Here is a 13,279-nt window from a genome sequence, read left to right as displayed (position 1 = left end):
GTGATGACGATTCATGATATAGGGATACAAAATTCAGTGTTAAATCAGTTTGTTGCTGACCTTAGGGATGTTGATATACAGAAAGATTCATTGCGTTTCAGAAGAAATATTGAACGCATAGGAGAAATTCTGAGTTACGAAATGAGCAAAGCACTATCCTATGAGATAACATCAGCTCAAACGCCATTAGGAACCAAAGATATTTTAGTGCCAATAGACGAACTTGTATTATGTGCTATTCTTAGGGCTGGTTTACCCTTGCATCAAGGTGTTCTTAATTATTTTGATGCAGCCGAAAACGCATTTATTTCTGCATATCGAGATCATAAAGAAAACGAAGATGATTTTGAAATTGTAGTAAACTATCTTGCAGCACCTTCGTTAGAAAATAAAACCGTGGTGCTTATTGATCCTATGTTGGCAACAGGTAAAACTCTTGAAAATACATTAAAGGCGATAAAAAAGCATGGTATGGCCAAACAAATACATATTATATCTGTAATAGGCTCTCGACAAGGTGTAAGTTATATAGAGAATATTTTTCCTGAAAATACTCATTTATGGATTGCCGCAATAGATGAAGAATTGAATAGTAAAGGATATATAGTGCCTGGTTTGGGTGATGCAGGAGATCTTGCTTTCGGCGTTAAATTATAGATTGCTAGTCTGTTCTATATACTCAAGTACAAATACATTAGTAGTTGTCTGATAAATCTTTTAAAACTTGCATTGCTTTGAGCTCATCTTCCTTTGCTACAAAAATATGATCATGATAATAACCAGAAATAACATTACAGCTTATCTGATGTTTTGCAAGTTCGGATGAGAAAGCAGCTGTAAGGCCAACTGCATGAAGGGACGAATGAACCTTTAATGTGATCCATGAGGCAATATAACTATATGTTAGATGCAGTAAATCTGCAGTTTTTCTTTCGAGAATGATAGTGATTCCTTCTTTTTCTTTGAATTCTCCTAAAATATCTTTTCGCGGTATTTGATCTGTATCAGGAACGGTAACAAATACATATGCACCAATATTTAGTTGAGGGGCCATTTCTTTGATAAGAATTCTCAAATTTGTTTCAGTAATCATCTTGAATCTTTTTATACCTATGGCATGCGGTTTCGTGATCATTAACCATACCTATTGCTTGCATAAAAGCATATACAACAGTAGATCCAACAAACTTAAATCCACGCTTTTTTAAATCTTTACTTATGCTATCCGAAATAGGCGTGTTAGCAGGGCAGTCTTTGTAATTAGACCATGTATTTACAATAGGTTTTCTGTTTACAAACCCCCATATATAACTGTCAAAACTTCCGAATTCTTCTTGAATTTTTATAAAATTCTGAGCATTGGTGATAGCAGAATTTACTTTTAGTTTATTACGTATGATTCCTGAATCTTGTAAAAGCTGCTCTTTTTTTGTTTCAGAATACCCAGCAATAATTTTATAATCAAAATTATCAAATGCCAATCTAAAATTTTCTCGTTTTCGTAGAATAGTGATCCAACTTAATCCAGCTTGAAAAGTTTCTAACAATAAAAATTCGAATAATAGTTGCTCATCATGAAGAGGGACTCCCCATTCATTATCATGGTATGCCTCATATAAGGAATCCCCAAGACACCAGCCGCATTTATGTTTTTTCATACCTAGTTTTTAAATTATAAATATATAATATTCATGTAAAATTAAGTATGTAAGTTTTTATAATTTTAGACGTCTTAATAGTTATATTGATATCATTTATTAATTGAGTTAGCCAGAATAAAACACTATTTTTTGTGTTTGTGCAACAGATGCAAAAAATAGTTGATTTTATTTTTTATTAAATTCGATACAAGGGGTAGATGAGCAAAAAAAGAAGTATTATTTTTAGGATTCTAAATACATGGAAAACATAGTGACTACAGAAATATCAGAATTAATCGAGAAGGGACTAAAAGAATCGTACACATACAAAGAATACAGGCAATTAGTCAGTGATTTATTAGAAAAAGACAAATCCACAGGGCATGAGCAAACCGAAGCCTTAACGAATTATAGCATGCTTAATGATCGCAGGATGAAACGATTGGACAAGACCATAAAGATTGATGAATCTATTACACGAGTATTTGAGTCGGCTACACTCGACGTCACTTGGGTTGTTTTAACAGAAGGGTGGTGTGGTGATGCTGCACAATCTTTACCTGTAATTAATAAGCTAGCGGCATTAAATAGTGGTATTGATTTTAAAATTATATCAAGGGATGATCATGATGAGTTAATGAATAACTTTTTGACCAACGGAGGAAAAGCAATTCCCAAGTTATTAGTGTATGATAATAAGACAAAGGAAGTTCTTAGTTCTTGGGGGCCTCGTCCTTCGTTAGCTACAAAAATGGTCAATGATTATAAAAAAGAACACGGTAGTCTGGATCCCGAGTTTAAACAAGATTTACAAGTTTGGTATAACAAGGATAAAGGGGTAAATATTGCTAAAGATTTAGTGGATTTGTTATAATGCTTTAGTGTTTTGGTAATCAGAATAATTCGTCTAACTACGTTTAGGTTTACTAAATTTTACAACAACAAATAAAATAACGAGAAGTAATACAATTAGACCAAAGATCCAAAACAAATAAGAGCCGTTATTTCCTAAAGATAAAGAAGTAGGGTCCCCTATCAAATAAAAACTTCCCCAATAAAAAGGATGTGTATAGAATGAATCAGAGGTCTCTAAATATTTTATTTTGGCTTGTTGTAAAGCTTTTGATTTAGACATTCCATCTTTAAGGTTGCTATAAAAATATTTCATGAGTTGGGGAGTGGTTTTATCGGCAACTTCCCATCGACTCAATAACAGACTTTTGGTACCAGCATATTGAAACGCATTTCCAAGACTCATAATACCTTCTCCATTGGCAATTTTTCCTGTTCCTGTATTACAAGCACTTAGTATGGTAAGTTCAGAAGGAATTTGCATAGCCAATAATTCATGAGTATATAATGTATTATCATTAATAGTATCCTTTGTTTCAGTAAAAAAGAGCTTAGAGTTTTGCGGGTTTTCGTTATCTACCTCACCATGTAGTGCTAGGTGCAGGATGTTATATTTCGATGCATTTTTCTTAAAATTCGTTTCTGTAGCTTGATTTCCGAAAAAGTATTGTCCTTCTATAATATCTGAAATTGCTCTTACTTCTTCTCTACTGCCGGGTAAATCTTTATCCTTGTTTCTCAATTGTGACATTGCGATTGCAGAATTTTGAGATGATTTTTTACTTTCTTCTTTGGTAAAAGAAAAGGCCAGGCATTCATTTTCGATTTTTTCAGTTGATTTAATGTCTTGTTGATTATATAGTAAGTTTATAGAATTTGCGTAACTGATTTGATATTCTTTAAAAAAGTAAGACGCCTCTCGTAGTTGTGTTTCGGCAACTTCTTGTTGGGTAAGTAATAATTCAAAATTAAGGTGCCATAAGATACCGTCAGGAATAATAACGAGTTCATCTCCTTTGATTTGATTGGCTATTGGTGATATAAGTTTTTGGTATAATTGATGAGCTTGGTCCTTATATTCTACTAATTTTTCTGTTACAATACTTTGATGCAGTTTTGTGATATCTGTTGCAAGATTTGGTGTTGGGATTGTATGTAAGGTCACATTATTTTTTGAAATCACAAAGGCATATGTAATGCTATCGGTAGTAAAGAACTCTAATATTGTTCTGTTGGGAGATAATTTATTTTGAATTTCTGCTAGGTCGATAATGTTATCTTTATACTTGAGTTCGTGATATTTTGGATATTGTTTTTCTAGAATTATGGTTAACGAATCTTGTCGTCTACTAATATTGAATATTTCGTTTTCGAATGTGGTTAGTTTGGTGGTATCGATGGTTGTTTCAGAAGTTATCTCTGCAATTTTAGAGATATAAAAAGCCTTGTCAATTTTTAAGGAGCGCTCTAATTCTAGAAGGTTAGATGATACATTACCATAACTTTTGGCATTAGTGTCTGTTATTAATTCTTTTAGGGTATTGGATTTACTTTTTTCAGAAAAATAGAATGCTTTGGTGATATCTTGGGGATCTTTTGTGATTTGATATAAGGTATATTGAGCGGCAATAGCATCAGTATAGATTTCTTTCGTGGTTTCAGAAAAAGTGATTTTATCTTGATAATTGGATTGGTATGATTTTCTGATTTCATTGATGATTTGATCTGCTTTTTCATACAAAGCGATACTTTTTTTAAGGTCTTCTCTGGTATTTTGTTTCTGATATAGCTGCATATAGCAATCAGCCAGATCATTCAAACTTTGAAGAAGTATAACAGAATTAAAACTAGCATTCAGATGTAATTCAGGTAATAAGAATTTTTCTTCTCTAGAATTGTATGCCAATGTTTTTTGGTATTCTTGTATTGCTTTTTGGTATTCACCTTTTGTTTTATACAGTTGAGCAATGTTTTTGTAAACACGTGTTCGCAGATTACTTTTAGTTGCAATGTTTAGTGCTTTTTCATAATGTTTTAGAGCGATTTCAAATTTGTTCGTGTGTTCATAGATATTTCCCAATCGAATATAGTTATCAACAAGATCAATATGTTTGTCATTCCATTTTTGGATTATATTATGGATTGCCTTTTCACTATATAAAAAAGCAGGGTCTATGTCTTTTTTATTGTAATAAGCGGTAGCTAAGTTTTGATAGATTTCGGTGACAAGAAAATGATTAGTCCCAAAATTTTTTATCAATATATCTAATGAATTATTTAAAATAGTTATGGCTTCATCGTATTTTTTTAGATCAATATATATTGAAGCTATATTTTTCAATGAATATGCTATTTCTGGATGGTTTTCATCCATTTGTTTTTGTTTAATTACAAGCGCTTTTTTTGCATAGGTAAGTGCTAGGTCTAGTGTTCCTTTTTGTTGATATGCTATTCCCAGATTAGTATATAAAGGAGCTATTCTTAAATGATCTTTTCCAAATATATGGGTTCCAATCGCTAACGTTTTATTTAAATACACTATTGAATTATCCAAATCACCAATTTTTCTTAGAAAAACGGAATAGTTACCATAGTAATTAATCATTTTTTGATTATTTTCTCCAGTAGAATTTAGTTGTATGGCAATTGCTTTTTTGAAATAATTAAGCGCTTCTTTATGATTACCATTTTCATAAGATAAAAAACCTATATTGCTATAAAACCCTGTTAATTTTATATGGTCTTCCCCATATTTTAAGATTTGATAATGTAACGCTTTTTTAGAATAATCTAGTGATTCTTTATAATTTCCTTGTATCTGGGCTATGCTAGCAAGGTCCCCGTAAGAATGTGCCAGGTAAGGGTTACATTCACTACTGTCAATAGCGATAATTTTTTGAAACCACATTGTAGCCTCATGTAATTTATTTTTCTTTAAGTACACATATCCTATAAATGAATAGGATCTAGAAAGCGCAGTATTATTATTCCCTTGTTTTTTGATGTCTAGTGCTTGATTATAGTAGGATAACGCTTTATCAAGATCAGGTTTATATCTATAATAACCTCCTATATTATCTAATGCTATTGCTTTTTCAAGATGATTTTTATTTAAATATGAGTTACTTATTTCTAAAGCCTTTTGTGCGGGGATAAGTGATTCTTTATACTTGCCATTTTGTCTTTTATAACTTGAAATAGAATTATATGTTCTTGCAACGTTTTCCCAATCTTTTTCTTGCAAAGAAATGTTCAATGCTTTATTGTAAAGTGCTATTGCTTTTTCTAATTGTTCATCCTTTAAAAACGCATCTGCTTTTTCAAGTAGTGTTATTGTATTTTCTTTGGATTTCTGTGCATAGGTATTAAAAGAAAATATATAAAAAATAAGTAAGAGAAGCGTACGGTTTTTCATTAGAAATGTGATTGGACCAACAAAAGTAAATTAAAAATAAATGATGTAATATTAATTCAATAAAAGAAAACATATGACGTTATTTTATTGTGTAAATCCTAAAAAATCAAGCCAATAATTCTTTTCTTTTTATTTTTCTTAAAAAAATATAATTACTTTTGTTTGCTTAAAGCCACCTATTTATTTGATTTTTGGGCTCTTTAAAAATAAAAATCTATGTATTCTTGAATGTTTATGAAGCCGAATGATTTTGAAAAAAGCGCAGGATGGATTTGCGTCCAAGGAGAGAAAATACCATTTGATCGTTTTTTAGAAACTACTTTTGATGCGTTATATCCTAAGTTATATACCTTAACAAAATCTAAAGCCGATTGTGATGATATTTTTATGATTTCTATTTATAAATTTTGGGAAAAATTTGTGGCATCTCAAGAAAAATTACCTTACAATATACAAGGATATATCTTTATGATGTGTAAGAATGCATGGTTAATGAAAAAGAGAGCGCCTTGGGAGAACAAAGTTTCGGGTAACGACAGTATAGAAAATTTTGAAAAAGAAGATATAAGTATTCAACCTGAAGAAGATGCTGAAGTCCAAAAAATCCAGTTTTTAAGACAAAAAGCATTATCACTTGCCATTGATGATTTATGTGGTAAATGTAAAAAATTAATAGAATCACAATTGGCTCAGGGAGTTAATCAAAAAGAGTTGCAAAACGAACTAGGATATACGACCTATCAGGCGTTGATGCAAGCAAAATATAATTGCAAAAAACGATTGGTAAAGAAGGTTATCGAAAAATTGGAGATATTAAAAAAAGACAAAAAAGAAGTATTGCCTTATGGAAAATAAAGATATAGAACTTACGCAACGGTATTTTGATCTCGAACTTTCTGAGGATGAACTTAAGTCTTTTGAAAATAAGTTAAAAGATGATAAGACATTTCTAGAGCATGTGCAGACCTATAAAGAAGGTTTGGATGAAGTAGAAGTATTATATCAGGCAGAAAAAGAGGAGCGTATAGGTCACTGGAGATCTCTTATTCATAAGGAGAATGCAGAATCTGAGAGACCAGAAAATGCTAAAAGTTCTAAAGTAATACTTCTAAAATGGATGGTAGGGATCGCTGCCTCGATTATGATTTTTATGGTTGGAAAACAATTTGTTGGCACTTCTTCTTCGATAGATATGGCATCAGAACTTCAGGTAGCATGGGATAGAGAAGTGGGTCTGGATTATGCTAGTATGAGAGGTAATAAGGTAGATTCAATGAAATCAATAATTGTAACGGCCTATAATGCATTTGATAATAGTTCGTATGATGAAGTAATCGCTATTTTAAGAAATTACCCTCAGCAAAAAACATATTATGAAGATGCCCTATTTCTTAAGGCATTATCCAACTACCGAAAAGGAGAAGTCCAAGTAGCATTAGAAACGTTGGATACAATAATCAACTACCAATCAGGTAGAAAAAAAGATGTAGCCATGTGGTATACAGGTCTAATATACCTAGAGCAAGAGGATCTTGCATCTGCTCAGAAATATGTTACAATAACGAAGAACTCTCCAAGGATCCAACCTTTAAAGGAGTAAAAAGTTACCCTACCTATTTAGTATTTCTTTTTTATACGATATAATTGATACCAATCAGTTCTTGAAATGTAGAACTTTTTTAATCTCCAAAAAAAGTCGATTAAGAAGATCCAGTAATACTTTATCTCTAAAATCTTTCTATTAGTTAAACAAAAAAGTCTAAGAGTAAAAAATCACCTATTTTTCTGCTTAAGTCTTTTCAATAATAGAAACGTACTATATCCAGATAATCAGAGACTCTACAGCGTTTTTATCTCAAATTTTATAGATAGTTTTTGACCCATCTATTGGGTTAAAAGAGAATTTTTTAGTGTGTTTTTTGCTAGAACCCTTGTTATTTTTTTTTGAACCTGCATCTAGTAAATGGGGGACTACTTTTACGATAAAGGAGAGCTCGCATCATGAAATAATACAAAACACGCAAATTACATCACATGAAAAAGATTATTTTTTACTTCATTCTTCTAGTAGTAGGATATGCAGGAATGGCACAACAAACACAATACAATGTTACTGCTGGTAACGGTAACGGACTCCGTTTCTGGAATAGTGATAGCTATAAAATCCATATGGGCAAAGGAACACAATATGCCTTTGGTCCTGTAACCGATTATAGTATCAAATCAAATATGAATACCACAACAGGACGTGGTTGGACTTGGGGTACACTTAATCAAGTACCTGTAGCCGGTTTGAGTAATGTGGGAGATATGCGCATTGCAGGAGATTTTACCTCAGGCCGAATGAATTTATATAATGATGATGAAGGTGGTGTTACAGGATATATAGAAGCAGACACGCAGGGATTGTACCTAAGAAGTATTGGAGACGAAATGACATTGCGTTCAGGAAATAATATGAATTTGTATGCTTCTGAATTAGGTGTTTATGCTGATATTCAGTTTTTTAATGGGCAAGATTTTAATATTAACAGTTCTGACTACACTACTTTTAGAGGTGGAGGAAGTTTTAATATTATTGATGCCGATGAAATAAATGTGTCAACAGGTAATGATGTCGCTATTAATGCTGGGCAAGGAGTGAATATTCAATCAGAAAATTTTTCTGTTCAAGCGGACTCGTATTTTTCTGGCAATATAGGTGTAGGAACTATTTCGCCACAAGCAAAATTAAATATAGTTAATCCCACGACTATAGGATTATCAGACCTGTCAAAAGCCTCTTTGTTAATAGGTACAAGTTCAGTGGGAATAGGGTTAGACCCAAATGAATTAGTAGTATTAGGAACAGATTTACATTTTGGAACAATATCTTCTCATGATGTAAAATTTTTAGCGAACAAAAGCACTAGAATGTTTATTGAGAGTACAAATGGTAATGTAGGAATAGGCACGACAACTCCTCAAAACAAACTATCAGTAAACGGTACAATTTGGGCAAAAGAGGTAAAAGTAAGTCTTACTGATGCGGCTGATTGGGTATTCGAAGAAGATTACAATCTACGTCCACTAGAAGAGGTGGCTAACTATATCAAAGAAAACAAACACTTACCAGAAATGCCATCTGCCGATGAGTTCAGACAAAATGATATGAAAGTGTCAGAAATGACGAACAAGTTATTGCAGAAAATAGAGGAATTGACATTGTATACTATTGAGCAAGAAAAGCAATTGACAGCTCAAAATACCCAACTACAAGCTCAGGATAAGAAGCTAGCTGAGATGGAAGCATTGAAATTAAGAATGGCCAAGTTGGAAGCATTGTTGGGGAACTAAGGTTCTTGATCTTAGACTATAATACTCAATTAAATGTGTTACTAATTAATATACAGATAAACTCTTATTTTAATTCTTTACCTGTTTTTTTTGGGTGTTGTCCAGAAGAAAGTTCTAAGTAAGAAGAAATAGGTTGAAATCATCAATTTAATTTCAGCTTGTTTAGTATAATATTGATATAGTAATAAATCCCGAAGTAATTGTTTACGTTAAAATTAATTATAAAAAACAACGATAAGAAGTCAAAATGAAGGAAAAACTATTATCACTTATACTAGTCTGCAATTTTGTGATTTTATATTCTCAAACAGAAAACACCTCTGTAAATTCTCCGTCTCCTAATGCGGCAACATTGGGTTTGTTTGGATCAGTACCTGTAAGTCATTTTACAGGTACTCCTAATATTAATATTCCTCTTCATACGATTTCTGAAAAAGATATAGCAATACCATTAACTTTAAGTTACCATTTATCTGCGGTCAAACCAGATGCACACCCTGGGTGGGTTGGCTTAGGTTGGTCTTTATCTGCTGGAGGATCTATAACTAGAGAGGTGAAAGGTATACCAGATGAATACAAAAGAAAAAATGATTTAGATAATGGAATAAATAGAGGGTTTTATTTTCTAGAAGGACAAAATAATATGAATGATTTAGATTCGGATAACTGGTATTTACAACTGGGTTCTTATGGTAATAATAGTAGTTACCACCAAAGAGATGTAATGTCAGATAATTTTCATTTTAATTTTTTGGGGTATTCGGGGAGTTTTTATCTGAATGAAAAAAATGAATGGAAAGTAAATAGTGATCAAAATATAAAGGTGTTGTTTGACCCAGAGAATGGGGGTTTAGTTACACAGGATCAACTAAGAAATCCATTAAAGAGAAATAACAAATCATTCTATAATGATAATTATTTTACAGAATTTACAATTGTAACAGATGATGGGACTAAATACAAATTCGGAGGTGTAGAGGCTACAGAATATAGTTTAGTTTATACGTTGGATCATCAGAATGTAGATTCAAAATTAATACCCACTACTTGGAATTTAATTGAAATAGAAAAATTAAACGGAGACAAGGTTGAATTTGAGTATGAATCCGAATATGGAGGCGAACATGAAATTATTTGTACTCGATTTAATAATATTTCTTATAATAATTACCAAGCTAGTGGTTGTGCGTCGTACAATTCTGATATCGATAAAGTTGGAGATTTAATTTTTCCCGTTTACCTTAAAAAAATTACATCTAATACAACGATAATTGAATTTGAACGCTCCAATTCTAAAGAGTTACGTTATAGCAGTTTTGATTTTTCTGACACAATCGATTCTGATAATGTAGATGAAGAAGGAAGCCCTTATTATGATAGCTATAATGATTTACAATGGAAACAATTAGATGTAATACAAATTAGAAACAGCACTAATGATTTGATAAAATCTTTTCATTTTGATTATACTAATGATAATAATACACGTTTAAAATTACTCGAATTAAGAGAAAGTTTTCCTCAGGGAAATACTGATATCATCCATTCTTTCAACTATAATTCAACTTCATTACCAGTATATTGTTCAACCGGGATTGACCATTGGGGGTTTTATAACGGTTTTAATGGTACTATAGATGCTAGTACCTACGAAGAATTTTTTGCGCAATACCACACGACAAGAGCACCAGCAACTAATGTAGATTATTATAAAGCTGAGACTTTAGAAAAAATAATATATCCAACAGGAGGATATACATTATTTGAGTATGAGCAAAATGATTATAGACAAGTAGTTAGTGAAAATCGGAGTATATTAGAAACTAAATCTAGTAATACAAAATCTGGAGGTCTTCGAATAAAGAAAATTGAATCATATACTTCAGATGAAGATTCAAACCCTATAACAAAAGAATACTTTTATGTCAAAGGGTACTTAGGAGAAAACAATCCGAGTACGCTATCTTCAAGTGGTGTTCAAAACTCAAAACATCAATATTATTGGGATACGTATTTAATAGAACATCAAGGCATTCAGTTTTACTTCAAAAAAGGTTCTACGGTATCAATGCTTCCGGGCTCATTTAATTCTTTAGGAAGTCCTGTAAGTTATTCTGAAGTCGTTGAGAAAAGTAATCAAAACGGATATACAATTTTCGAATTTACTAACTATGATAATGGTTACAAGGATGAATTACCTATAGCTACAAGAAACTTTCAACAAACTCCTTATCGCCAATTTACTAATACTTCAAAAGAAAGAGGTAAACCTTTATCAATTAAAAAAGTTAATAATGATAACAAAACCGTTGAAATTCAAAATTTCAATTATGAAAGATCATCCAGTGATTATGTTAGGTCTGTTGATGTTAGTGCTATACCAATTTGTACTGTTGAAGGTAACACTTTAAGTGATTATGTAGGGGTTGCCTATAAGAGATATATCTATGATTTTAATTTGATAGAAAAAGAGACGATTACTTATGATGAAAAGGGGGAAAATGAAAGAGCTAATATTGTAGAGTACACGTATAACGATGAGAAATTATTATCCGAAACTAAGACATGGGATAGTTTTAATAGAGAATTAGTGACTACTTATGAGTATCCTTCAGACTACCCAACGGGTAATGAAATGTCAACATCACTTTATCAAGATATGATTGATGTTCACTTTTTAAATCCTGTAATAAAAACACAAACTAAAATTGATTCTGATATTATTTCAACAAGTGCGACCAGATACTCTAGTCAATATTTTCCATTTTTAATGTATAGTTCTAAAGCGGATGATCCTTTAGAAAGAAGAGAATTTATTTTTACTTATGATACAACAGGAAATATTATAAATAAAACAAAAATTGGTAGTGGTCATACATCAACAAGTGGTAATGCCTCAGTAAGTTATATATGGGGGTATAATAAAAGTTTACCGATAGCAAAGATAGAGGGAATGACCAGAGTAAATTTAGAAGATTTTTTTGAACATGAAATTTACATAGGGGATATACTTTATGGGAAGGATGTAAGTATTTCTTATTATGAAACACTATCTAATAATGATGTAAATAAAACTTCAGAAAACATTTTAATTGCTGAGTTTAAAGAGTTACGAGATGCGCTGAATGAAAAATTAAAACGTGTATTTATTACAACGTATACATATGATCCGTTGATAGGTATGACTAGTGTAACAGACCCAAGAGGCAAGACAGTTTATTACGAATACGATGATCTTAATCGCTTAGAATACGTAAAAGATGACGAAGGAAATTTACTATCAGCAAACGAATACAATTACAAAAACTAACTAAGGGCATATCATGAAAAGATTAATTCACATACTATTAGTTGTAGTGATCGCTACAATAAGTGCTACTGCACAGACAACGACCGAGAATTATGTAAAAACCACCGTTTATCAAAATGAAGTTACGGCAGATGAGAATGCTTTAAATAACGATAAAATAGTAAAAATTCAATATTTAGATGGATTAGGAAGACTTAAACAATCTGTGCAAAAAGGAACCACACCTGATCAAAAAGATCTCATTACCCCTATTACATACGATGTCTATGGCAGACAAGTCAAAGAGTATCTGCCATATGAAGCATCTAGTGGTACAGGTGTGTATAGAACATCTGCGGTAACTGATGCATTAGATTTTTATAACACATCAAAATATGAAAATACTACAAACCCATATGTAGAAAAGGAATTCGAAGCCTCTCCCCTTAATAGGGTGCTAAAACAAGCTGCACCAGGCGAGGTATGGAGATTAGGCAGTGGTCATGAAATAGAGTTTGACTATCAGGCCAATGCGCTTAACGAGGTGAGACAATTTAATGTAGTTTTTACCAATGGAGACATCAGTTTGCCGACACTAGTAGCTGATGGATATTATGATCAAGGAACGCTAACAAAAACAATTGTCAAGGATGAAAATCATACAGGCACAACGAGCAAGGATCATACGAGTGAAGAGTTTACAGACAAACAAGGTCGTGTAGTACTTAAGAGAACGTATAATAACGA

General features: G+C 31.9%; 10 protein-coding genes. 7 read left to right on the top strand and 3 right to left on the bottom strand.

The genetic code is table 11. From position 1 onward, the window contains the following. Positions 1-3: 3 nt before the first annotated feature. Positions 4-657 carry a uracil phosphoribosyltransferase gene (gene upp / locus DZ60_RS0114375; protein ID WP_025742739.1) on the top strand — a complete coding sequence of 218 codons (654 nt, stop codon included), beginning with the start codon at positions 4-6 and terminating at the stop codon, positions 655-657. A 37-nt stretch (positions 658-694) separates the two neighbouring features. On the opposite strand, the gene DZ60_RS0114370 is transcribed toward upp, so the two are convergent. Then, entirely contained in the window at positions 695-1,093 is a 399-nt protein-coding gene (locus tag DZ60_RS0114370) for an ACT domain-containing protein (protein ID WP_025742738.1), read from the bottom strand. Continuing rightward, positions 1,083-1,658, bottom strand: coding sequence for a DNA-3-methyladenine glycosylase I (locus DZ60_RS0114365; protein ID WP_025742737.1), 576 nt, complete (start codon positions 1,656-1,658; stop codon positions 1,083-1,085). The genes DZ60_RS0114370 and DZ60_RS0114365 overlap by 11 nt, the downstream gene beginning before the upstream one ends. 241 nt (positions 1,659-1,899) lie before the next feature. Here DZ60_RS0114365 and DZ60_RS0114360 point away from each other — a divergent pair, with 241 nt between their 5' ends. After that, complete coding sequence (locus tag DZ60_RS0114360) at positions 1,900-2,514, top strand: thioredoxin family protein (RefSeq protein WP_025742736.1); 615 nt, start codon at positions 1,900-1,902, stop codon at positions 2,512-2,514. A gap of 33 nt (positions 2,515-2,547) precedes the next feature. Here DZ60_RS0114360 and DZ60_RS0114355 read toward each other — a convergent pair whose 3' ends face one another. Continuing rightward, positions 2,548-5,907 carry a CHAT domain-containing protein gene (locus tag DZ60_RS0114355; RefSeq protein WP_025742735.1) on the bottom strand — a complete coding sequence of 1,120 codons (3,360 nt, stop codon included), beginning with the start codon at positions 5,905-5,907 and terminating at the stop codon, positions 2,548-2,550. Between the two features lie 234 nt (positions 5,908-6,141). Between DZ60_RS0114355 and DZ60_RS0114350 the strand changes: the two genes are divergently transcribed. From DZ60_RS0114350 to DZ60_RS23135, 5 genes are all read left to right on the top strand, one after another. Next, complete coding sequence (locus DZ60_RS0114350) at positions 6,142-6,762, top strand: sigma-70 RNA polymerase sigma factor region 4 domain-containing protein (RefSeq protein WP_152537442.1); 621 nt, start codon at positions 6,142-6,144, stop codon at positions 6,760-6,762. Continuing rightward, the gene (locus tag DZ60_RS0114345; RefSeq protein WP_025742733.1) at positions 6,752-7,507 is read left to right on the top strand and encodes a tetratricopeptide repeat protein; all 756 of its coding nucleotides are present in this window, start codon (positions 6,752-6,754) and stop codon (positions 7,505-7,507) included. The genes DZ60_RS0114350 and DZ60_RS0114345 overlap by 11 nt, the downstream gene beginning before the upstream one ends. 434 nt (positions 7,508-7,941) lie before the next feature. Beyond that, positions 7,942-9,243 (top strand): hypothetical protein, encoded by a 1,302-nt coding sequence (locus DZ60_RS25605; protein ID WP_025742732.1) that lies wholly within the window; start codon positions 7,942-7,944, stop codon positions 9,241-9,243. 247 nt (positions 9,244-9,490) lie between these two features. Then, positions 9,491-12,553, top strand: a complete 3,063-nt coding sequence (locus DZ60_RS0114335) for an RHS repeat domain-containing protein (RefSeq protein ID WP_025742731.1) — start codon at positions 9,491-9,493, stop codon at positions 12,551-12,553. A gap of 13 nt (positions 12,554-12,566) precedes the next feature. Then, positions 12,567-13,279 (top strand): DUF6443 domain-containing protein (locus tag DZ60_RS23135; protein ID WP_034229797.1); only part of this gene is annotated, 713 nt, incomplete at its 3' end.

It is taken from the genome of Aquimarina pacifica, from assembly GCF_000520955.1.
GTDB lineage: Bacteria > Bacteroidota > Bacteroidia > Flavobacteriales > Flavobacteriaceae > Aquimarina > Aquimarina pacifica.
Note: the sequence above shows the minus strand (reverse complement) of the source record. Positions and strands in the feature narration are given on the sequence as shown.